Genomic DNA, 23106 nt, shown 5'->3' with positions numbered 1-23106 from the left:
TTCTTTTTTGAATTTAAGAGTAAAAAAGACATACCGGAGTATGTCTTTTGGGGGAGATATTGCAGCTTAGAAGTCGTAACGTAGACCAAGAGAAAGTGCAGTTGCATTTTCATCACCGATACCTGAGATACCGTTACCGAAGCTACGACCTTCTTTCCAAGGATTGAGTTTAGAGTTTTTGTCGTTAAGCACAGTTGCTAAGTTGCCGTATACGCGTAATGTGCTATCCAACTTATGTTCTACACCCACACCGATCAAGCTTGCATTGGCATCATCAGCATCTACGTCACGGTAGAAGTATTCACCGCGTACTGAGGTTTTAGGCGTTACTTTATATTCGCCAGCTACACCGAAAACTTGCGCATCTGGGTTGGCTGTATCGTTGTCGTGTTTGGCAATTTGGTATAAGGCACCCAAGTTAAATTCTTCAGTTAATTTATATGCACCGGCAATACGGAAGGCATCACGACTTGCACCACCAGCTGCGTTTGCTGCATTTTCATCATACTTTTCGTAAGCTGCTGCAAAATCAATTGGACCTTCTTTATAGGTTAGAGCAAGGTCATAGGCTTTGTTGTCATCTTTGCCTTCGCCATCTGCTTCACGGTCAATTTGTGTACCTGAATGCATCGACATTGCAGCTAATACATTGAAACCACCGCCAAATTTTGGCGATTTATATTCAATTGTGTTTTCATTACGTTCATCAAATTTTAAGTTGCCGACACGTGTTACATTTCTAACGTCACCAACCATGTCACCGAAGAAGTTCACAGGGCTACGTGCAACTTTAAATGGGCTGTCAAAGCGACCTACACGTGCTTGACCATAAGTTGAACTTTTTAAACCCACGAATGTGTCACGTGTTGAAAAATCTACGCCTTTGCTGTCTTGGCTACCGCTTGCAAAGTTTACTTCTTGCTCAATTTGAGCGAATACGTTGAGGTCATCATTAATTTTTTGATCTACTTTGAAGCCTAAGCGTGAAGCGTTAGAAGAAAGACCAACTTCGTTGTAATCTTTACCATCATCTAGATAGTCAAGAGAGACATGTGCACGGCCATAAATTTTTACATCTGCAGCAGATGCCATCATTGGTGTAAGAATTGTTGCCCCGATTGCTAATGCACATAGAGTTTTTTTCATTTGAAGCTCCAGAAGACTTTTCCAGTCATATCAATATGTTTTATCAGTAGCTTGGCTAGAAGTAATTTCGCTATCTAATGGCGCTAAGTATTCATTACAAATAAGACAGTTCTATTAAGGAAATATTTCAAAACGGTGAAAGGTGACTTTTGGTTTAAATTACTTTTATACTTATAAAAAGCAATATTTATTAAATGCTTAGAGTTGTATTGAACAGTAAATTTTGCAGCTAAAAAGTACTTGGGATAATATTCGAGACATAAAAAATGGAGCCGAAGCTCCATTGATCATCACTTTAAACTCAATTGAACTTAAAGTGCTGCTTTGATTTTTTCTCCAATGGCTTTGATTTTTTCCATATCGCCCATTTGTGCGGCATGTTTACCTAATTCATGCACTGAAGTCGGTATTAGGTGGAAATGTACATGCGGAACAGTTTGACCCGCAGCAGCGCCAGACAACTGCATCAATACGATACCTTTCACGTCTAAGGCTTTTTCCATTGCTTTCGCAACTTTTTGAGCAACCTGAATGGTATAAGCAGCCGCTTCAGTATCTAAATCAAGCAGTGTAATAGCAGGGGTTTTAGGAATTACGAGCGTATGACCTTCGGCCTGTGGCATGACATCCATAAAAGCGAGTACTTGATCATCTTCATAGACTTTAAACGCAGGAAGTTCTCCACGTAAAATCCGAGCAAAAATATTTTGATCATCATAAGTCATTGCTAAATTCCTTGAGCGAATTGAATCGTAATTATTTACAGTTCAATTCTTTCTGACGATCTTTGATCGCGTCAAGTCGTTGTTGCTCTTTTTCTGAAAATTTAGGCTTAGTTGTGTAGCAATTGTCATTGCCAAACTTCGCTTTAGCGTCAGGATCTTTAAAGCAGAAACCTTTCGATGCATAAATCACATCATGGTCATTTTTCAACTTTTGGCATTCTTGCTCAGATGCTAAAACAGCAGTAGAAGCCCCGATTAAAGTTACAGCACCTAGCAAAGTTGCGAGGGTAAATTTGTTCATGCGAGTTTCCTCTGTCATTTGTAACAATGTGTGTTATGACACTAGAGTACAATATGATGGTTATTTATCGTTATTCAATGGCGAGTTATTACTCAATTGTAATTTTACTCCATTTTTCATACATAATCATAGCGCTTGAAAAATCACTGTTTTCTTCAGCTTGATCGCTTGCTGCTTGGATTAAATTTTGCGTCAAAGAGAGCACCGGTGCTGAAAGTTTTGCTTGTCGCACCAGATCAACAGCAATTCCCGTATCTTTTGCAAGTAATGGAAGTGCAAAGGTTAATGGGAAGCTACGATTCAGTACGCGCTGCGGTAAAACTGTTTCAGTCACATTACTTTTACCGCTCGACGCATTAATACAATCGAGTGCTTCATGTAAGTCCACGCCATGCGCTTTTAAGGTGGTGAATCCTTCAGCAACTGCACAAAGATTTACAGCCATTAACATGTTGTTTACAGCTTTGACGGCAAAACCCGCACCCGGTTCACCCACATGTTTAATCAGTTTGCCAAATGTTTGGATCGCAGGTAATGCACGTTCAAAGGCTACTTTGTCACCACCAATCATGACGGTTAATGTTCCCGTTTCAGCGCCAATGGTTTGTCCACTCACAGGGGCATCTAAGAATGCAATATTTTGCTGCTTTAAGGCAGCAGCGAGTTTTTTTGCAGATTCTGGTACACCGCTGGTACAGTCGACCCAAATCGAGCCTGATTTCAGCGTTACACTCGCAATTAAATTTTCAACATCTTGGCTGATGGGTAGGCAGGAAAAAATAATGTCCGCTTGTATTGCTTGCTCTAAAGCAACCGCTTGCGTACCAAATTCAGCAGCATGTTGTTCTGCCTTGGTAAAGTTTCGATTCCAGACATAAACCGTGTCGAACTGTTTTGGTAGGTGCGCTGCCATACGGTAACCCATTGCGCCCAATCCGATAAATGCAACTGACTGAATCATCTTTACCCTCTAAATTTTTATTTCAATAAACTGGATCTTTGTGTAAGCCACTGGGTCAAAGTTGGCCAAAATTGATTGGCACTTTTTTGACTCGACATCAGGCCGAGGTGACCACCGGGAATGAGAGTAAACGTGACATCTTGACTACTTGTCAATTCGCCTAAAGGACTTGCTGCATCTGCCGTAACGATTTGATCGGTAGAACCCGCGCCAATTAACAATGAACAGTGGATATTTTTTAATTGAATAACTTTATCTTTCAATTGAATAATGCCGTTTTTAAGCGGATTTTGCAGCCAAACATTGAATACCATGTCTTGGTTAATGCCACCCGGATAGTCAATCATGTGATTGAGAAAATCGCCCATGGTTGCATGTTCATACAGATCATGCAGATTATCTAAGTTGGAAAGAAATTGTTTTTGGCTTTTGAACCAACCCATTGGATCGACGATTTTAAAGCCAATCGCATTGAGCACACCCGGTGTATGGATAAAATGTTTAGGGATTTTCCCGGTGTAGACCGTATCTTGTAAATTCTTACTACGTGAAAGCAAGCGATTGGTTTTTTGAAATAACTTTCCGATACGACCTGAGGCATAGCTATCTATCGGCGCGCCCATCACCATTAGATTTTTAACATGTTCAGGTTGATGTAATGCGGTATACAGCGTTACAAAGACCCCAGCCATACTCCAACCATGTAGTGAGATGTATCGACTATCTGCATGCTGAGAAATTTGATCAATACAATGTGGAATCACATCATCAATAAACGATAGAAAATTTAAGAAACGATCTTGAAAGTTTAATTTTCCCCATTCCAACAAATAGACATCAAAGCCACTGTGTTGAAAATGTTTCACCAATGAGCGATATGGATACAAATCATAAATCGCCATATTGATGGCTAGTGGTGCAACAAACACTAAGGGTTCTTTGTATTTGCGATCAGGCGAAGCGTAATACCGAACTTTTGCATGTTTATATTCAGTAATCACTTCATAGGGTGTCGATTGAGAAAGGACCAGCGATTTTGCATTAAACACACGTGTAGACAGGTGTTTAATTTTCTTTTGCTGCGCCAGAAATTTCTGTTTGAAAGGGTGCATAACTGTCAATTGCCTAAGTCCTTGTAGGATTGGTCGAAGTCTAAGCGATAATTTCGTATTTTACCTTGACCTTAAATAGCTTAGACGCTCAAAATATTGGCAATTCTTCACAAAGGCAGTTCTTCGCGACTGAGTAATACAGATGAGCCAACAAGACGACATCGAATACCAATTAGAGACTTTAGCGATTCGTACAGGTCATACTCGTACTTTTGAGGGTGAACATAGCGAGCCAATTTTCCTGACTTCATCATTTGTTTGTGAAAGTGCAGCAGATGCCGCAGCAAAATTTTCAGGTCAAATTGAAGGCAATACCTATTCACGTTATACCAACCCAACTGTACAAACTTTCGAAAAACGTTTAGCTGTTTTGGATGGTGCTGAAGCCGCGGTTGCGACAAGTTCAGGTATGGCGGGCGTACACGCAATTACTTTGGCATATTTGAAAGCTGGCGATCATGTGGTTTGTTCACGTGCTGTCTTTGGTTCGATCATTTCTCTGTTTGAAAAATATGTCATCAAATTTGGCGTTGATGTTACTTTTGTAGATTTGGAAGATTTAGATGCTTGGAAACAAGCGATTCGTCCAACTACACGCCTATTGTTTATTGAAACACCGTCAAACCCATTAGCTCAAGTAGGTGATTTACAAGCCATTGCCGATATTGCACATGCACATGGGGCATTATTTGCAGTCGATAATACCTTCTGTACACCAGTGTTACAGCAACCGATTAAATTTGGTGCGGACCTCGTGATCTATTCATCAACAAAATATATTGATGGTCAAGGTCGTGCGCTCGGTGGTGCAGTTGTAGGTAGTGCAAAATTGATGGAAGAGATTACAGGTGTTATTCGTACACTGGGTAACTCGATGAGCCCATTCAATGCATGGATCTTCCTGAAAGGCCTAGAAACTTTAAGCTTACGTATGAAAGCCCACTGTGCCAGTGCTCAGACTTTAGCTGAATGGTTGGATGCGCACCCGAAAGTTGAAAAAGTGTACTATGCGGGACTTCCAAATCACGAAGGTCATGAGTTGGCGAAAAAGCAACAAAAAGGCTTTGGCGGAGTTGTATCGTTTGTTGCGAAAGGCGAACGTGAAGGCGCTTGGACAGTGATTGATAATACCAAGTTCCTTTCTATTACAAGTAATTTGGGTGATGTAAAATCAACAATTACTCATCCTGCAACGACTTCTCATGGCAGAATGTCAGCAGAAGCGAAAAAAGCAGCAGGGATTAGCGAAGGTTTAATTCGCGTATCTGTTGGTTTAGAAGATATTAATGATATTATTCGCGATCTTTCACGCGGTTTAGATCTTATCTAAAGTGAATTCATCAGTTTTGTTCGGAGATTTTTATGAACATTAATATGCTCATGCAGCAAGCTCAACGCATGCAAAAAGAAGTTGAGAGCAACATTAAAAAAGCCAAGGAAGAGCTTGCACAAGTTGAAGTTCACGCTGAAGCAGGTGGTGGTCTGGTTAAAGTTACTATGACTGCACGTCATGTAGTGAAACGTATCGAAATTAATCCTGAACTACTTCAAGATGATGCAGATATGATTGAAGACTTAATTGCAGCGGCAATGAATGATGCTTCACGTCAAGCTGAAGTGATTTCAGAAGAAAAACTGAAATCTGCAAACTCTGGTATGGGGCTTCCACCAGGTCTTTCAGGTTTATTCTAAGGAATACGTTGAATGTTTAGTGATCGTTTTGATCAACTTGTACAGGCATTGCGTATTTTGCCAAGCGTTGGGCCAAAGTCGGCTCAACGTATGGCACTGCATTTAATCATGAAAAATAGGGAAGGCGCTGTTGGTTTGGCACATGCATTGACTGAAGCAACCAACTATATTCATGAATGTTCCATTTGCCATTCATTGACTGAAGATGAAGTATGCAATATTTGCATCTCTTCAGAGCGTGATGATCAGCTGCTTTGCGTGGTTGAATCTCCAGCAGATGTCATGGCAATCGAGCAAAGTGGCAGTTTTAGAGGGAAATATCATGTATTGGGTGGACATTTGTCACCACTCGATGGTATTGGCCCCGACGAAATTGGTATTCCATATTTAATTCAACGACTAAGTGATGGTAAAGTGCAGGAAGTGATCTTGGCGACCAATGCAACGGTTGAAGGTCAAGCGACAGCACATTATTTGGTTGAAGCGACCAAGCATTTAACAATACAAATGACCCGTATTGCACAGGGTGTACCACAGGGTGGTGAGCTTGAATATGTGGATAGCCATACCTTAAGTCAGGCCGTGCATAACCGAATGCGAATGAAATAACTATAGAGCGAAACTCGTTTCGCTTTGTATAAAATTCACCTAATTATTTATACTTAATAACGATTAAAGTTTTTGTTTATAATGAATAAAAAAGCCAAATAAAGGAAATAAGTCACTAAAATAACGTTTTTCCTTATAGATAAATAATATATATCAGTTAATATAAGCTCATAGAGCATCTAAAATTAGACTCAGCAACTTATGTATCAATTTATTCAAAATCAGCCAGATTTAAATTCCGTTTTAAATCTTATGGACCAAAGCTCGATTTACGGACTCGACACCGAGTTTATAAAAGTAGATACCCTGTGGCCCAAACTTGGACTTTTCCAAATTAATGTACAAAATCAAGTGTATTTACTTGATGGTACAACCCTCGATTTAAGCCAATTTTGGCAAAAATTATTTGTGGCCCAGCAAAACATTTTTCATGCTTGTAGTGAAGATATCGACCTGATTTATCACTATGCACAGCATAAGTCTTTAGAAAATGTCTTTGATACACAAGTTGGGATGTCATTTTTAGGGCATGGCTTACAAGTCAGCTATCAAAATGCCTTAAAAACCATGCTCGATGTCGATATTGATAAAGATCAGACCCGTTCAGATTGGTTGGCTCGCCCACTCAGTGCCGAGCAAATGAACTATGCAGCGAATGATGTACATTATTTAATGAATTTAAGCCAAACGATTCAAAATGAGTTGGCTGCGAAAAGTTTATTAAATTGTGTGCTTGAGGACTGCAAAAATTTAACATATGAAATCGGCACTGAAACGCCGATCCATTTGTTGTATCACGATGTTGGTAATTATCGACATTCACGTCGTCAGCTCATGCAAATTCAGCAATTGGCCGTTTGGCGTGAGCAAATGGTGAAAGCCTTAAATAAGCCACGTAGTTTTATTCTTAAAAACTCAACCATCATTGATATGGTGGAAAAAAATCCAAAAAATAATTTTCAATTGAGCGCGGTGAAAGACATTCGTCCGAACATTGTGCGTGAGCATGGTAAAATTATTTTAGATTTGTTGAAGTTTTTACCAGAACAAGCTGAATGGCCGCTGCGTATGGCACGTCCAATTCGTCATTCTTCTCAGGATATTGGTTCGCGCGTCGATACCGTTATTCAGCGTGCAGTACAAGAAACCTCTGTGCCTAAAGAAGTTTTAATGCGCAAAAAATGGTTAAATGCCTTGTATCAGCATGTGGTATTTCATAATGATGAACAGGATTTACCGAGCTATCTATTGGGCTGGCGCTATGATTTGCTGACGAAGCCTTTAATTGAAGTGCTGCATGCCGATGAAAGTTATCTTTCTGGTCAAATGAAAGTGTTGGAATAAGTTCTGATTGATTAAAGAACTATCACTTATACAAATTCACGACTGATGCGTTAATAAACACTAATGTATCAGTCTTTTTTTTGATGTATCCTTTGCCTTGCGTTTAATGAGTATTGATTCAATTATGTACTGTTCTATCTACAAATCGAGCAAAAAAGATGAAATGTATCTTTATATTGCTCGTCCTGAAGTTAATGAAAACGAAACTGAAGCGACAGATCCGCTTGCAGTAATGCCTGATGCTTTACGTACAGCATTTGGTCGTGCCACATTTGTCATGGATCTAGAACTCAGTGAATCACGCAAACTTGCACGTGTGAACGTATTGCATGTATTAGATTCAATTGAAACAAAAGGGTTCTTTATTCAAATGCCTCCAGAAGGTTTAATTGACCCAAATGCAGTTGAGCCAGAAGGCTTGCGCGGCGCTTAAGTTAATTCAGGAGTTGTGAAAATGAATGGTGTAGTATCGGTATTGGACTCAATTCCTGAAAGCAGTATTGCAATTACGGTTTACCTAGGTGGGGCTGTAATTGCTTTGTTGTGTTGGTATGGGCTGATGAAGCGCTTACCCAAAACGATCGGTGCCATTGGTTGGCTTATCGTATTTGCTATTTTATTAACACCAACCGTTTCTGAAGGTTCAAATGCAGCGATCGCACCTGCGATTTTTGGTTTGATTTTTGGTGTATTAACAAAAGATCTGCCATTGGTTTGGTTGAATCTATCGCTGATTCTCTTTGTGGTGGGTATTGGTTTAGTCCTTGGATATTTTTGGACAAAATACAATGCAGCGAAACCACAGCACGTTGTAAACAAGAAAATTTCACCGCTTTAAATAAAAAAATAAGGTTATGTCATGTCTGTTGAAACTCAACAATTTACTGGTACAGATCAATATATTGCGACCGATAGCTTAAAACTTGCAGTAAAAGCTGCACGTTCATTGCAAAAGCCACTTTTGGTTAAAGGTGAGCCGGGGACAGGTAAAACACTTTTAGCCGAACAAGTGGCTGAAAGTTTAGGCCTTAAGCTCATTACTTGGCATATTAAATCGACGACCAAGGCTCAACAAGGTTTGTACGAGTACGACGCCGTATCTCGTCTGCGTGATAGTCAGTTGGGCGATGACCGTGTTTATGACATCAAAAACTATATTAAGCCAGGTAAACTTTGGGAAGCATTCACTAGTGAAGAACGTTGTGTACTTTTAATCGATGAAATTGATAAAGCAGATATCGAATTCCCTAATGATTTGCTACACGAACTCGATAAAATGTCATTCTTTGTGTACGAGACAGGTGAAACGATTACGGCAACACAACGTCCAATCGTGATCATTACTTCAAATAATGAAAAAGAACTTCCAGATGCCTTTTTGCGTCGTTGTTTCTTCCATTATATTGAATTCCCGGACGAAGCAACTATGCGTGCAATCATCGATGTGCATTTTGAAAATATTTCAAATACCTTGGTTTCTGAAGCACTACAAATCTTCTTTAAATTACGTCAAGTTCCGGGTTTAAAGAAGCCGCCTTCAACTTCTGAGTTGATTGATTGGTTGAGTTTGCTGATGGCGGATGATATGCCAGAAGATATTTTACGCAACACAGATAAATCAAAATCAATTCCACCGCTTTATGGTGCCTTGATTAAGAATGAACAAGATGTGCAATTGCTTGAGCGTCTAGCATTTATGTCACGTCGTTAATTGATATCAATTCTATAAAAGATTTAAAAGCCGGTTATCCGGCTTTTATTTTGAGCATTAAAAAATATAAAGGTGAATTATGCAGACAAGCGCATACGTATCACGTGTACATTTAGCTGTACCTAGGAGGTTTAAGTCGGCAGCACTCTTGTTGGTTGCGAGTTTTTATTTTTCTAGTTTTAGCTATGCGATGGATGATGCTCAGTTTGAACAGCAGCATCAACAGTTACTTCAAGATGCGTATTGGGCGCAAGTTTCAGAACATCAACTTAAAGAAAAACTCATCGATCAATCGGATCATCCCGAAACTCACACAGCCATTCAACAAAAGACCTGTGCTGCAACTGTACTCGAGCTGAAATACTATGATTTTGTGATCTTGAACCTAAGCGATTTTAACCGCTATAGAAACCATCAAGGTTTTCATAAAATCGTATCTATTGAACAGTTGCAGCAAGATCGCCTCAATGTTCAGCACAAATATGAAACTCTTAAAAAATCACTTAAAGAAAGAAATGCGACTTGCGAATAAATCATGCTGTATGTGTTTCTTTGGGTAGTAGGGCAACGTATATGAACACGCAGTAAAAGCTTTTGGCTTTACTTGTAAGGATCAATTTTTCATAATGGTGGATGTAAAGGCAAGACTCAGTTGCAGATGAAATAACAAGATCACATGCATTCACACTGGATTTGACCTCCTGATATTTAATTTTTATTGGATTTTATTCGCCTATGTTTGTGCGATTGTTTTATACCCTTCGAAAATACGGTGTTCCTGTTTCAACTCGTGAATTGATTGACTTGAACCAAGCAGTGGCAGCAGGGCTGGTCTTTGCAGATCAAAATGAATTTTATCAGCTTGCAAAAACCGTCATGGTCAAAGATGAACGTTACTTTGATAAGTTCGACCGTGCAATGAAGGACTATTTTGACGGTATTGCTACCTTTGATTTGGATGAGCTATTAAATCAGGTACATAAACTGCCAAAAGATTGGTTTGACCTTGAGCTCATCGAAAAGCATCTAACACCAGAACAACGAGAAGAATTAAAAAAAGCTGGTTCCTTAGAAGAACTGATGAAAATGCTCGAAGAGCGTTTGCGCGAGCAGCATAAAAAGCATCAGGGTGGTAATCGGATGATTGGGACGGGTGGTACGTCGCCGTTTGGTGCCTATGGCGACCATCCTGAAGGCGTGCGTATTGGTGGGCCTGGTCGTAAACGATCTGCGGTGAAAGTGTGGGAACAACGTCAATACCGAAACCTAGATGATGAGCAGATTCTCGGCAGTCGTCAGATGCAGATGGCTTTGCGTCGTTTGCGTAAATTTGCCCGTCAAGGTGCAGCAGAAGAGCTGGATATCGACGGAACCATTCGTGAAACTGCCAAACAGGGTATTTTGGATGTGCAGTTGGTTCCAGAACGACGTAACCGCATTAAAGTCTTGATGCTTTTTGATGTTGGGGGCTCGATGGATTCACATATTGCCCAATGTGAGAAGCTCTTTACCGCTGCAAAAACGGAATTTAAAACTTTAGAGTATTTCTATTTTCATAACTGTTTATATGATTATGTATGGAAAGACAATATTCGCCGTTCAAGCACGCGTATGAATACATGGGATCTATTCAACACCTATGGTCGAGATTACCGTGTCATCGTTGTCGGTGATGCGAGTATGGCACCATATGAGTTGAACTCGGCAGGTGGATCTGTGGAGTATATGAATGATGAAGCTGGTCAGGTGTGGTTACAGCGCTTACGCAATCATTTTGATAAAACAGCGTGGTTAAATCCAGAAGAAGAAAGTTATTGGCATTACACCCAGACCATTGCTGCGATTAAACAAATCTTTGAAGATCATATGTTCCCGATGACCCTCAAAGGTGTGGAAGATATGACGAAATATTTAGCGCGCTAAAGCTTTAAAAACGCTACTTTTTCTTATCAATGATGTTTATATTACTTACTCCAATTTTGCATTGTTTCTTATTTTCAAAATTGGATAGTATTTAAAAGTCTTTGTTTTGCATACAACATGAAGGAAATATGATGGATCATCAAATTAATGGTATCGCATTACCTAATGAAGAAGGTTTCTTCGGTGAATACGGTGGGCAGTTCATTCCACCAGATTTAAAACAGGCAATGGATGACATTAATGTTGCTTATGAGCAAATTCGTCATACAGAAGAATTTCAAAATGAATTGAAAGAGTTGTTTGCACACTATGTTGGACGTCCTAGTCCATTGTTTTATGCAAAGCGCTTGTCTGACAAATTAGGTGGCGCACAAATCTACCTAAAGCGTGAAGACCTCAACCATACCGGTGCGCATAAAATTAACCACTGCCTTGGCGAAGCTTTGTTAGCAAAATACATGGGTAAAACCAAAGTGATTGCTGAAACTGGCGCGGGTCAGCATGGTGTAGCATTGGCAACGGCTTGTGCCTTGGTAGGTATTCCATGTGAAATTCACATGGGGCAAGTGGATATTGAAAAAGAACATCCAAACGTGGTGAAAATGAAGATTTTAGGTGCCAACCTGATCTCTGTTACACGTGGTACAGCTACGCTCAAAGATGCAGTAGATAGCGCTTTTGAAGAATATTTAAAAGATCCAACCAATTTTATTTATGCGATTGGTTCAGTGGTTGGCCCACATCCATTCCCGAAAATGGTCCGTGACTTCCAGTCAATTATTGGTGATGAAATTAAAGTTCAAGCCAATGATCGATTTGGTGCAAATCCTGACTATGTGGTTGCATGCGTGGGTGGTGGTTCAAATGCCGTTGGTGCATTTACAGCATTCCTCAATGATACAGATGTAAAACTTGTGGGTGTGGAGCCTGCAGGCCATGGTTTAGATACCAATATGCACTCTGCGACGTTGACATTGGGTAAACCAAGTCAAATTCATGGTATGGCATGTTATGTCCTTGAAGATGAACAGGGTGAGCCATTACCAGTGCATTCAATTGCATCAGGTTTGGATTATCCTGGAGTGGGGCCACAACATAGCTTGTTAAAAGACCTAGGCCGTGTTGAATATACAACAGCGACAGACCAAGAATGTTTAGATGCATTCATGACGCTTTCACGTGTAGAAGGTATTGTGCCTGCACTAGAAAGTTCACATGCGGTTGCATGGGCAATTCGTGAAGCATCAAAACTTGCCAAAGATGTGAAGATTGTTGTTAACGTTTCAGGCCGGGGCGATAAAGACTCAGACTATGTGGCTGAAAAATTAGGTTTAAATTAATTACTGCCATTAAAAAAGACTAAGTTGCTCATCATCTGTTGATGGTGCAAAAATCTTTTGCAGTTGTATAGCCCGATCTATATTCGAAGTATCCCAGTTTTTAACTGGGATATTTTTTTTGACATAATTTTTATATATAGTGTGGTTAACGCTTGATGTAATTGGAATTAACTCAGGATGTAGCGCATAAATAATTGCCTTTGCATCTAAAATTTCAGCGACAGCAGAAGCAATCTCTAAATTGATCGTACATCGGTGGTATTGCAGCAGTTCATCGTCTTTCATCGATAACATTAAGCGTTCTAATTCTAAAATGATGGCATCTAGTTGGTCTAATTTATCTAAAGCGGGTTTAAGCATAAGAAGGAAATTGAGAAAAGTAATTAATTTGTAATGTGTATGTCATTACAAATTTTGAATTATATTAAATTATTGATTTTTAGAATTCCCCCCTTAAAGCTTGTTAAGGGGGAATTATTGAGTTTAGCCTGAAATATATTGTTGAAGTTGTTCGATCAGTTTGCGTTGATCATCCATTGCTGCTTTTACAAGGTCGCCGATGGAGATTAAGCCGGTTAATTTCTGTTCCTCAACGACAGGTAAATGACGTAAATGGCGATCTGTCATAAGTTCTAAACATTCTTCGACAGTCGCGGCACTTGTCACGGTGATGACACTACCCGTCATAATTTCGCTGACAGAGGTATCGAAAGAGGTTCTTTCCATGAGTGCGATTTTACGTGTGTAATCACGCTCAGACAAAATCCCAACAACTGTGCCTTCATGGGTCACAACGAGGGCACCAATGCCTTTTTGTGCCATCAGGGAAATGGCTTCGAGTACAGTCGCATCTGGGGTGATGGTGTAAATTTCTTGATAAGCTTTGTCTTTAAGTACTTGGGCAACTGTAGTCATATTTTCATTCCTTTATAGTAGTTTTTGTTTAATTTAAATTAGCGCGAAATTTGAAAAAAGCAAATACTTTTCAGTGCATGCAGAGGTCAAACATGCACTGAGGGTTTTATGCCATTTGAATCTTATCTTGGTTAAAAAAGAATAAACGCATTTGTGATGTTGTGAGCTTGAGACGAATGTGACTTGAGCTATGCAACGCAGGGATAACTTTAAGGCGTGTCAATGTTGGTAATAGCGATGCCTCAAAATCTTCTGGTGTAATGCGTCGTGGAGTGTAGTTGGGCCAATGCTTTTTGGCATATTTATGCGCTTGAATGCCATTTAGCCAAAACGGGAAGATAATATGATCTTGATCGCTGGTCATTGCCCAACCTTGTTGGTGGTAGAGACCCCAAAGGACTCCACAGTACATCATGGTTTTTAAAATACTAATTTTGAAAAATAAATCTTTTGGAATAGGTTTATATTGCTTTAATTTAGACATCATATGCAGCGTGTAGTTGATGTTGCTCCTATTGTAGGAAATTCTTATGAAAAAGCTGTGTAAGCTTTGAACTTGATTGTAAGAATTTATGTAGTTAAAAGTTGAAGGGTGTAAAAAACGCCACCTTAGTGACGTTTTGTTATGCTTGCAAGGTTGCCATGTTCTGCCAATATTGCGCTTTGAGTGAGTCACGTTCTACGCGGAAGCCTTGATAATAAAGTTCAGCCAAAAATAACGCTGCTTTACCATGTCCAGCACGAGCTGCATCTTCCAATTCATGAACTGCATCGCTGAAGTTCATTTGAGATTGAATTGTGTTTACCGCATTTGCGTATACATGTTCGAGTTCATGTTGAGAGAATTGTTGAATCATATTTAACTCCTTATTCTAATTATGATCATTAAGGGCCCATTCTTTAGCCCTATTAACTAATTTAACTAAGTATTATTAAACTAATATTACAATTATCTTGAATTGTCAACTATTCACGTAAATATTTCTAATTTGCTATAGTTTACATGATTAAACAATGAACAATTGTTTTCATGGGTAAAATACTAACATAAGAAGTTGTAGATAATAAGGAGAAGTAAAATGACAAAAGTTTTAGACGGTTTAACTTTAGATTATCCTCCGACATTAGCGCAAATTGTGGAGTTGGCACATCTACATCGTCGCAATCTTGATGACGCAATTTTTCATCAGGAGATTCATTTAGGAGATTTTGGTTTGGCACAGCGCAAACGTGTATATGATTTCACGCGGGATTTAGATAAGGGACAGCGCTTAGAATTTTACAATGCATACAATGGCGAATTACTCAAAATCGCCGATGATGACGATTTACATCCAGCGCATGCAGAAGGTGGCATGAGTATTTTTGCAGTATTTATCGTTTTGGCGATTATTGCATTGATACTTTATTTTGCGGTGATACGTACCATTATTCATTAAATTGTTTAGCTAACTCACAGACTGAAACAGGGGACTGATGCAGTTTTAAGCGCTGTGACTTGAACTTCTTGAACGTCAGCCATACACTACTTTGAACCTGAGGTAGTGTATGACTATTGATTTAGAAAAAATTATTCAATTCAAATCTAAAATACAGCTAGAGCAAATTTATAATATCTTTGTTTCAGTCATGATCGTGGTGATTTTGGTATTGGCTGTGATTGCCTTATATCGTCCAATTTCTGTACAGCAATACCAAAACGTGTCACGACTTGCGTTGCAGCAAAGTTATCCTGAAACTCAGGAAATGGCGATGCTGCTGAGACAGCAAGATCACATTCGCGTTGGTGCTTATCTTAAATTGATGCATGCTTATCAGATGGAGTCTGTGCGGGCACATCAACTTCCGGCTTTGGCAGAGGAACAGCCTTAGTCGCAGGGATTATCTTGGTTGGAGCTGCTTGTACATTCTCCTCCAATATCTGCTGTACTTCATTTTTATCTAAGGTTTTACTGACCACAATCACCGTCATATTTTCAGGGTGCATATAGGTACGAACCGCATTTTGTACATCAGCTACAGTTATTTTTTCCAGTAATTTAGGGTACTGGGTCAAATAATCTGGGTCTTGTTGATAAAAGCCCAATAGACCAAGCTGTGCATTGATCGTTGCATTACTGCTGTAATTATTTGGAAAAGCACGCAGCATACCGGCTTTGGTTTCTTCCATTTGTTTTTGATCAATAGGCATTTTGACAAAATCATTAAAAGCCTTATGTGCCACTCGAATACTATCTATAAGCTGATCTTGACGTGTTCCATAGCTAAAACTAAAGATTCCGGGTGCTTGGCTAAAGCTAAATGCACTATAGGCACCATAAGTATAACCACGTTTAACACGAAGCTCTTGCATGAGGACCGAGTTAAAACCACCACCGCCAAACATTCGATTGGCTACTTCTAAGGCTAATCGATCTTTGTTATCGCGTGTGGTGCCTAAATGTCCAAATATGACGTTGGCTTGGGTGGAATTGTAGGGAAGATGGATAATATCAAAGCCTTGTTTTTCTTCTGGTTGTGCAAGCGCTTTGGCTTTTTCACCTTGGTTTAAGTTTCCAGAAATACGTTCTGCTAGGTTTTGCGCTTCTTTTTTGCTGAGTTTACCTGTAATGGCAATATTCATGTTTTGAGCAACTAAAAATTGATCACGAAACTTCTTTAAAATGTCTGGTGTTATTTTTTTGATACTGCCATTGGTTCCCGTAATCGGTTCTGCATAAGGATGTGTGCCGTATACAGCCCGATAGAAACGAATATTCATTAAGCGACTTGGGCTTTCTTGGAGTTGCTTCTGACCAGCTTGGTTATTACTGAGAGCTAAGTTTAGACTAGAGGTTTTAAAAGTCGCATTTTTAATCACGTCCATCATCATACTTAAAGCAGGTTCTAATTTTTTAGGGTCTGACAATACGCGTAACCGAACGACAAACATATCTCGATGTGCTTGCACGCTAAATTGAGCACCTGTTTGGTCAAAAACCGAGGCAATTTGCGTTGCATTGTATTTTTCTGTGCCTTCATCGATTAAACGTGCAGCCATGTTGGCAACACCATACAAGCCTTTTCCGACTTCTTCATCACGAGCAGAACCTGCATTAAAGGTCAGTTGAATATCCACCATGGGTAGATCTTGCGATTCAACAAACAGGCTATTCACACCATTTCGGTTTTTCAGCACTTGAACAAGTGGAGCACGGTAGTCTTTATCAATCTGTAAATTCTTTAAACTTTGCAGCATGGGGATAGATTGTAATTGGCTCGGGTTATCGTTGAGGTCAGGAACATTTTCCGTATAAGTTTCTGCATGGAGGAGTGAGCCAAACGCAGTGAGTAAGCTTAGAGATAAAATTTTCGTAATAGTCATCACTAATCCTTACAAGACGCTTTCTGTGTTTTGGGTTGAGCTGGTTTGTTGCTCTGGAATAACAACTTCCGTTTGAGCCGGTTTTGTAGTTTGATCTGCTTTATTTGAGGTTGTTGGAACCTCCGTCTGTTCCGGAAGCAGATACATGGTGCTTAAATTTTCTCGGACAAAATACGCATTGGCGACACGTTGAATATCTTGTGCGCTGACGTTTTCATATAATTTAGGTAATTCATCCATTAGCCTGAAACTGAGTCCATTGACTTCTAAGTTACCGATAGTCTTGGCTTGGCTGCTGATGTCATCTTGGTTATAGACTAAATTGGAGACAAAACGTGTGGTGATACGTTCAACTTCAGGTGTTTTGACTAATTCTGTTTTTAATATTTCGATTTCATCTTGTATGGCTTTTTGAGCTTGTTCCATTTTGACGCCATCGGCAGGGAGTGCTGAAATGGTAAACAAGCTATCACCACGATTGTATGGATCATAAGAAACACTTACAGCGGTGAGTAATTTTTTATCGCGTACCAGTTTGTCTTGTAGGCGCGATGAAATACCACTATCTAAAATGTTGCGAATAATATTGAGAGCATAAGCATCTTGTGGGTTTTTTGCGGTAGCCAGTGAGCGTACATTCCACGCCATATACAAATTAGGCACTTGTACGGGCAAATTTAGTTCCATGTGACGATAGCCCACACGTTCGAATTCCATCACATCATTACGATCAGGTGTTTTGCGTGATGGAATATCACCAAAGTATTTTTGAACTTGACGAATGGCTGCTTCGGCATCGACATCACCAACAATCACCAAAATGGCGTTATTCGGGGTATACCAATCTTTATACCATTGTTTTAAATCTGCCAATTTGATGTTTTGCAGATTTTTCATATGCCCAATGACGGGTTGGCGATAATGACTGGTCGGATAAGAGATCCATTTGAAACGTTCATAAGCCAAAGAACGAGGGTTATCATCTGTGCGCTGTCTGCGTTCTTCCATAACCACTTTAATTTCAGGGTCGAAATCTTGTTGTTGTAATCGTAAATTACTCATACGATCCGCTTCGAGCTCCAGCGCCATAGGGAAATAGGCTTTTGGATACAACTGATAATAATTGGTGTAATTGGTAAAGGTTGCAGCGTTAATACTGCCGCCATAGATACGGCTGAGACGTGTAAATTCATCATTAGGAACTTTGGTGGTTCCTTTAAACATCATATGTTCGAGTGCATGAGAGATCCCTAATAGATTGCCCGACTCATCACTACTGCCAACACGATACCAAATATGAGTCATTACCATCGGCGCACGGTGGTCTTCACGAATAATGACCTTTAAACCATTTTTAAGCGTGGTTTCAAAGGTGCTACGCGTTAATTGGGTACGTGTGTCTGCATGTAGATGAGTTGCTGACCAAAGGCAACTGCTAATGACACAGATAGGAAGCGCAGAGCGAAATAAAGTTTTAAAAAGACAAGGAGAAAATCTGTTTTTATGGGACACAAAGGAATCCATTAAAATGCATTTTATAGCTATCTAGTTTTCCTAAAGTTAATTTTGATTGCAAGTTCAACATGTTGTTTTTTAGTGTGCTTCGCTCTGACAGGCGTGTATCGACTCAATTTAAGATAACTTATGATAGAATCGGTTTTTTTAACGCAGTGCTTTTCAAGGATTCGGCATGCAACAGCAATCTCATGGGCAGAATAAATTTTTGATTGATGCTGATATCGGTGATGACGATGTTACGCTACCGAGTTTACCTGCGGTAAATGTGCCGATTATCGAGACACCGAAAGTACAGCAAGACGTTGCTGCACCATTACAAGAAACAGAGTCAGAAACTGAAGACTCGAAGGCGAAAGGCGGCTTCTTTAGTCGAATGAAAGAAGGTCTAGCAAAGTCACGTAAGAACTTGGCAGACGGCATGGTGAATATCCTGATCGGTGGGAAGGAAATTGACGATGAGCTTTTAGAGGAAGTTGAAGAGCAACTTTTGGTTGCTGATATTGGTGTCGATGCAACTAAAACGATTATTGCGAACTTAACTGAACGTACTGAACGTGGCGATTTAATCTATTCACATTCTTTATATAAAGCGCTTCAAGAAGAACTTGTGGCATTACTTGCACCACGTGTTAAACCGCTACATATCGACAGCAATAAAAATCCGTATGTGATTTTGGTTGTTGGTGTAAATGGTGTGGGTAAAACCACCACGATTGGTAAATTAGCAAAACGCTTACAAGGTGAAGGTAAAAAAGTAATGTTGGCTGCTGGTGATACATTCCGTGCAGCAGCAACAGAGCAATTACAAATTTGGGGCGAACGCAATAATATTGCAGTTGTGGCGCAAGGTCATGGTGCAGATTCTGCTTCAGTTATTTTTGATGCATTCGAAAGTGCTCGTGCAAAAGGCGTAGACGTGCTGATTGCAGACACCGCAGGTCGTTTACACAACAAAGGACACCTCATGCAAGAGTTGTCTAAAGTAAAACGTGTAATGCAAAAAATTGACGCTACAGCTCCACATGAAGTGATGTTGGTTGTTGATGCAGGTACAGGTCAAAATGCCATTAACCAAGTTGAAATGTTTGACGAGGCAGTAGGGCTTACAGGTCTAACCATTACTAAACTGGATGGTACTGCGAAAGGTGGTGTGTTATTTAATATTGCAAGCCGTACCCATGTGCCAATTCGTTTTATTGGTGTAGGTGAGAAAATTGATGACTTGCGTCCATTCTCAGCAAAATCATTTGTCGCAGCATTATTTGAAACTGATAAATAAATTGCGTTAAATGTCACATAAACTCCGCAAAATGCGGAGTTTTTTGTTTTTGAACTTACTGATTGATTTAAAAAGCAACATGTGAATAAATCATAGTCAAAATTTAGCCTGATATACCCTTAGAATAAGTAAGGAATTGTTGTTATATATAAAAATTGCTTTGGGGTGTTTAGGGTGGCGTTACTCGATAAAATTGGTCATGTATTGACTGCGGATATCACTAAAGATTTTAAATTAAAAAAGAAAACTACCGAACAAGAAGTAGAAGCGTCATTTGTCGACCAACTAAAGAAACGTCGAAGTATTTATGAGCTTGGAAAAAAGGTGCATTACAGTCAGGCTTATTTGGCGGAACTGATTCAAGAATCCGTAAGAAGTTGTCCATCTGCATATAATTCGCAAAGCACACGTATTGTAGTTTTATTTGGCGAATCTCATCAAAAATTTTGGGACATTGTAAAAGACGTACAACGCAAGAATGTTGCGAGTTATATTTTTGAAGGTGTGGCGCTCAAAATAGATCAGTGTGCAGCTGGCCTGGGAACTGTGCTTTTCTATGAAGATCAAGCTGTGATTCAACAATTACAAAAGAAAGTGCCATTAAGTGCAGAAGATTTTCCAGTGTGGTCGGAGCAAACGTCAGGTATGGCGCAATTCGCAGTATGGACTTCGATCGCAGATGCAGGTTTAGGCGCATGTTTACAACACTATAATCCACACATTGATTATGCCGTTGCCGAACACTTTAATATTTCAAAACAATGGCTGCTACGTGCGCAGTTGGTCTTTGGTTCAATTGAAGGTCAAGCGCCTGAACGTTTAGAACCAGAAGATCAAGATCAGTTTAGAATTTATGAGTAATTTCTATGTTCTGTAGGTTGCTTTGATTTCTGCTGTCCTAAAGACTGTGAACCAATATTTGAATGTAAGTGGGTTGTAGGTATTTAGATGCTTGCAACTGATTGTTCTAGAAATAAGACACAATGTTGTAAATATAGTCATGCAACTGTTAAAAACATCACCTATTATAAATCTCAACTTAGTCAGCTAATTGAAAATAAAAAGAGGTCTTGTAATGTCATTCTTGAATCAAATCGAACAACGTCGCACAATCTATTCTATTGGTAATAACGTTACTTTATCGCAAGATGAAATTGAGCAAACCATTAAAAATGCAGTACGTTTAAGTCCGTCATCATTTAACTCTCAAACGTCTCGTGTCGTTATTCTGTTTGGTGATGCACATCAAAAATTCTGGAATATCGTACGTGAAACTTTACGTAAAATTGTACCTGCAGATGCATTTGAAGGAACCAATGGCAAGATTAATAGTTTTGCAGCAGGTTTTGGTACAGCATTATTTTATGAAGATCAGGCTGTAGTAAAAGCACTCCAAGAACAATTTGCACTTTATGCAGATAATTTCCCAGTATGGTCTGAACACTCAACGGCGATTGCTCAATTTGCTACTTGGACGGCTTTGGCTGAAAAAAATATTGGTGCGTCATTACAACATTACAATCCAATTGTTGATGCTGAAACAGCTGCGGCATTTGATGTGCCAGATCAATGGAAACTACGTGCACAACTTGTTTTCGGTTCGATTGAAGCGCCTGCAGGTGAAAAAACCTTTATTGCAGATGAAGAGCGATTCAAAACATTCAAGTAATGATGGTGTGATGAATTAAAAAGGGATGCTTTAAGCATCCTTTTTTTATATGTAAAATTCTTGAATGAATATCTAAATAATGACTTGAAACTAAATATACAGTGATTGTTAGATGTCATAAGATTGTCACATATGCATTGCATAGTGCAATCGAAACTAAATAATTGATAAAGAGTGATAATGATGACTTTAAGATTAACTGTTGCTGCTGCAGCGCTGATGTTAAGTAGTGCCGGATTTGCAGCTGTAACTTTGACTGTTCCGGAAGAAATTAAAATAGTTGCAGTTAATGATCAAGAAGTTACCGGTGGTTTATTTAGATCTACCGAGAAATATAAGCTAGATGCAGGTGAAAACCTATTAACAGTACGTTATAGCGAATTTTTTCAACATGCTGATAATTCCCATGATATTTTAAAGTCAGGTGTTGCGGCTATTCGTACTCCAGCACTAATTGATGGTCAAGAGTATCGTTTGGCTCTAGTCAATGCACCAAAAGATTTTGATGCAGCGCAAAAATATAAAGACCAACCGATATTTGGGTTGTATGACAAATCTAATCAATTGCTTGTGCAGCAAGCAGGGGCAAAGAAAGAACAAAAAACGATTTTCTCTAATGGTGTTTTGGGTAATGCTGTAGATTTTACGAAGAAAGAAGCTGTGCCAGAAAATCAACCAGCACCTGTTTATGCACAATCCGTAACAGTAAAGCCAACGAACGTAGTATCTCCTGTAGCTACTCCAAAAAATGTGGCTGTTCATCAAAATGGAGCAGATCAACAATTAATTCAGCTTTGGCAGAAGGCTAGTAAGGCTGAACGTCAAAAATTCATGAGTTGGTTGGCTGAGCAAGCAAACTAAAGTCACTTTCGTAACTTCATTGGTTTTCTTAAAATCCGTGTTATTTGAAAAGTCCGTTGAATTACGGGCTTTTTAGATTGAAGAATATAAAAATCACCAAGAATTATAAAATTCGTCTTTCATAAGGCAAAATATACGGATATATTGATCTTTAAATAAGCAATAAATTGCTTTTAGTTTAAAAAATAAACACTCAAGCGCAATATCGTAGAAATTTCTGTGATAGGGGCTTGTGTTTGTTTTGAAACTCTATAGAATACGCTGCATACCAACGCAGACAGCGATAAACATAAGGTTTTGAGTTGTTTGATGTTGTTTTCTTATTTGCTGACGAAGCATTAAGAAGATCATTAAGAGATTATGAAGAATAACTTGTGTGGATTTTTACTGATTGATCGATCGAAATTATTTTCATTGATTAATGGTAGAAATTACTCGAAGTTTATTTGAGCAAATTTTTGTCAGTAATTGATGAGCCAAGATTGGTACCCTTTAAGGTACTATTGATTTTAAACTGAAGAGTTTGATCATGGCTCAGATTGAACGCTGGCGGCAGGCTTAACACATGCAAGTCGAGCGGGAATAGGTAGCTTGCTACCGATTTCTAGCGGCGGACGGGTGAGTAATGCTTAGGAA

26 protein-coding genes, 1 rRNA gene and 1 pseudogene are annotated in these 23106 nt (G+C 39.3%); 17 read left to right on the top strand and 11 right to left on the bottom strand.

Annotated elements, in window-relative coordinates; genetic code table 11:
* Positions 1-66 precede the first annotated feature (66 nt).
* From FTU37_RS10365 to FTU37_RS10345, 5 genes are all read right to left on the bottom strand, one after another.
* Positions 67-1146, bottom strand: a complete 1080-nt coding sequence (locus FTU37_RS10365; protein ID WP_078188512.1) for a porin — start codon at positions 1144-1146, stop codon at positions 67-69.
* Positions 1147-1457: 311 nt separating this feature from the next.
* Positions 1458-1871, bottom strand: coding sequence for an HIT family protein (locus FTU37_RS10360; protein ID WP_180124294.1), 414 nt, complete (start codon positions 1869-1871; stop codon positions 1458-1460).
* 31 nt (positions 1872-1902) lie between these two features.
* Complete coding sequence (locus FTU37_RS10355) at positions 1903-2172, bottom strand: YARHG domain-containing protein (RefSeq protein ID WP_078188510.1); 270 nt, start codon at positions 2170-2172, stop codon at positions 1903-1905.
* Positions 2173-2260: 88 nt separating this feature from the next.
* Entirely contained in the window at positions 2261-3133 is an 873-nt protein-coding gene (locus tag FTU37_RS10350) for an NAD(P)-dependent oxidoreductase (protein WP_180060194.1), read from the bottom strand.
* Positions 3134-3150: 17 nt separating this feature from the next.
* Complete coding sequence (locus FTU37_RS10345; RefSeq protein ID WP_180124293.1) at positions 3151-4245, bottom strand: alpha/beta fold hydrolase; 1095 nt, start codon at positions 4243-4245, stop codon at positions 3151-3153.
* 142 nt (positions 4246-4387) lie between these two features.
* Between FTU37_RS10345 and FTU37_RS10340 the strand changes: the two genes are divergently transcribed.
* The 10 genes from FTU37_RS10340 to trpB all read left to right on the top strand — a co-directional run bounded on the left by FTU37_RS10340 (position 4388) and on the right by trpB (position 12864).
* Positions 4388-5575 (top strand): O-succinylhomoserine sulfhydrylase, encoded by a 1188-nt coding sequence (locus FTU37_RS10340; protein ID WP_168379669.1) that lies wholly within the window; start codon positions 4388-4390, stop codon positions 5573-5575.
* Between the two features lie 32 nt (positions 5576-5607).
* A complete protein-coding gene (locus FTU37_RS10335) occupies positions 5608-5937 on the top strand; it encodes a YbaB/EbfC family nucleoid-associated protein (RefSeq protein WP_078188506.1) in 330 nt (109 codons plus the stop codon).
* A gap of 12 nt (positions 5938-5949) precedes the next feature.
* Positions 5950-6546 carry a recombination mediator RecR gene (gene recR, locus FTU37_RS10330; protein WP_180124292.1) on the top strand — a complete coding sequence of 199 codons (597 nt, stop codon included), beginning with the start codon at positions 5950-5952 and terminating at the stop codon, positions 6544-6546.
* Between the two features lie 201 nt (positions 6547-6747).
* Positions 6748-7890: an HRDC domain-containing protein gene (locus FTU37_RS10325; RefSeq protein WP_180124291.1), complete on the top strand. Its 1143-nt coding sequence runs from the start codon at positions 6748-6750 to the stop codon at positions 7888-7890.
* 124 nt (positions 7891-8014) lie between these two features.
* Positions 8015-8323, top strand: coding sequence for a YcgL domain-containing protein (locus FTU37_RS10320; RefSeq protein WP_078188503.1), 309 nt, complete (start codon positions 8015-8017; stop codon positions 8321-8323).
* 21 nt (positions 8324-8344) lie between these two features.
* Positions 8345-8728 (top strand): hypothetical protein, encoded by a 384-nt coding sequence (locus FTU37_RS10315; protein WP_180124290.1) that lies wholly within the window; start codon positions 8345-8347, stop codon positions 8726-8728.
* Between the two features lie 21 nt (positions 8729-8749).
* On the top strand, positions 8750-9601 hold the full coding sequence (locus FTU37_RS10310) for a MoxR family ATPase (RefSeq protein ID WP_180124289.1): 852 nt from the start codon (positions 8750-8752) through the stop codon (positions 9599-9601).
* 79 nt (positions 9602-9680) lie between these two features.
* Positions 9681-10133, top strand: a complete 453-nt coding sequence (locus FTU37_RS10305; RefSeq protein ID WP_180124288.1) for a hypothetical protein — start codon at positions 9681-9683, stop codon at positions 10131-10133.
* A 203-nt stretch (positions 10134-10336) separates the two neighbouring features.
* Complete coding sequence (locus FTU37_RS10300) at positions 10337-11524, top strand: VWA domain-containing protein (protein WP_078188499.1); 1188 nt, start codon at positions 10337-10339, stop codon at positions 11522-11524.
* A 131-nt stretch (positions 11525-11655) separates the two neighbouring features.
* Positions 11656-12864 carry a tryptophan synthase subunit beta gene (gene trpB / locus FTU37_RS10295; protein ID WP_180005109.1) on the top strand — a complete coding sequence of 403 codons (1209 nt, stop codon included), beginning with the start codon at positions 11656-11658 and terminating at the stop codon, positions 12862-12864.
* Between the two features lie 9 nt (positions 12865-12873).
* Here trpB and FTU37_RS10290 read toward each other — a convergent pair whose 3' ends face one another.
* From FTU37_RS10290 to FTU37_RS10275, 4 genes are all read right to left on the bottom strand, one after another.
* Entirely contained in the window at positions 12874-13224 is a 351-nt protein-coding gene (locus FTU37_RS10290; RefSeq protein WP_180060180.1) for a hypothetical protein, read from the bottom strand.
* A gap of 123 nt (positions 13225-13347) precedes the next feature.
* Positions 13348-13779 carry a CBS domain-containing protein gene (locus FTU37_RS10285; RefSeq protein ID WP_078193901.1) on the bottom strand — a complete coding sequence of 144 codons (432 nt, stop codon included), beginning with the start codon at positions 13777-13779 and terminating at the stop codon, positions 13348-13350.
* A gap of 106 nt (positions 13780-13885) precedes the next feature.
* Complete coding sequence (locus tag FTU37_RS10280; RefSeq protein ID WP_078188495.1) at positions 13886-14263, bottom strand: DUF2750 domain-containing protein; 378 nt, start codon at positions 14261-14263, stop codon at positions 13886-13888.
* A gap of 139 nt (positions 14264-14402) precedes the next feature.
* A complete protein-coding gene (locus tag FTU37_RS10275) occupies positions 14403-14636 on the bottom strand; it encodes a hypothetical protein (RefSeq protein WP_078188494.1) in 234 nt (77 codons plus the stop codon).
* Positions 14637-14858: 222 nt separating this feature from the next.
* Between FTU37_RS10275 and FTU37_RS10270 the strand changes: the two genes are divergently transcribed.
* Both FTU37_RS10270 and FTU37_RS10265 read left to right on the top strand, forming a co-directional pair.
* Complete coding sequence (locus FTU37_RS10270; RefSeq protein WP_078188493.1) at positions 14859-15218, top strand: hypothetical protein; 360 nt, start codon at positions 14859-14861, stop codon at positions 15216-15218.
* Between the two features lie 109 nt (positions 15219-15327).
* On the top strand, positions 15328-15651 hold the full coding sequence (locus FTU37_RS10265) for a hypothetical protein (protein ID WP_180124287.1): 324 nt from the start codon (positions 15328-15330) through the stop codon (positions 15649-15651).
* Here FTU37_RS10265 and FTU37_RS10260 read toward each other — a convergent pair.
* Both FTU37_RS10260 and FTU37_RS10255 read right to left on the bottom strand, forming a co-directional pair.
* A complete protein-coding gene (locus FTU37_RS10260) occupies positions 15575-17146 on the bottom strand; it encodes a M16 family metallopeptidase (RefSeq protein ID WP_373686309.1) in 1572 nt (523 codons plus the stop codon). The genes FTU37_RS10265 and FTU37_RS10260 overlap by 77 nt on opposite strands.
* A gap of 123 nt (positions 17147-17269) precedes the next feature.
* Positions 17270-18583 (bottom strand): annotated as a pseudogene (locus FTU37_RS10255) (M16 family metallopeptidase); the annotation flags it as partial.
* Positions 18584-18833: 250 nt separating this feature from the next.
* Between FTU37_RS10255 and ftsY the strand changes: the two are divergent.
* From ftsY to FTU37_RS10230, 5 genes are all read left to right on the top strand, one after another.
* Positions 18834-19940: a signal recognition particle-docking protein FtsY gene (ftsY, locus tag FTU37_RS10250; protein WP_168379661.1), complete on the top strand. Its 1107-nt coding sequence runs from the start codon at positions 18834-18836 to the stop codon at positions 19938-19940.
* Positions 19941-20114: 174 nt separating this feature from the next.
* A complete protein-coding gene (locus tag FTU37_RS10245; RefSeq protein WP_180063081.1) occupies positions 20115-20801 on the top strand; it encodes a nitroreductase family protein in 687 nt (228 codons plus the stop codon).
* A gap of 214 nt (positions 20802-21015) precedes the next feature.
* Positions 21016-21609: a nitroreductase family protein gene (locus FTU37_RS10240; protein ID WP_168379659.1), complete on the top strand. Its 594-nt coding sequence runs from the start codon at positions 21016-21018 to the stop codon at positions 21607-21609.
* 183 nt (positions 21610-21792) lie between these two features.
* Positions 21793-22470, top strand: coding sequence for a DUF2057 domain-containing protein (locus FTU37_RS10235; protein WP_180124305.1), 678 nt, complete (start codon positions 21793-21795; stop codon positions 22468-22470).
* A 511-nt stretch (positions 22471-22981) separates the two neighbouring features.
* Positions 22982-23106: ribosomal RNA gene (locus FTU37_RS10230) — 16S ribosomal RNA — on the top strand; the annotation flags it as partial.

Origin of the sequence: Acinetobacter sp. YH12097, from assembly GCF_013419225.1 — a bacterium.
Classification (GTDB): Bacteria; Pseudomonadota; Gammaproteobacteria; order Pseudomonadales; family Moraxellaceae; genus Acinetobacter; species Acinetobacter amyesii.
This window is presented reverse-complemented; position numbering and strand designations above follow the sequence as displayed.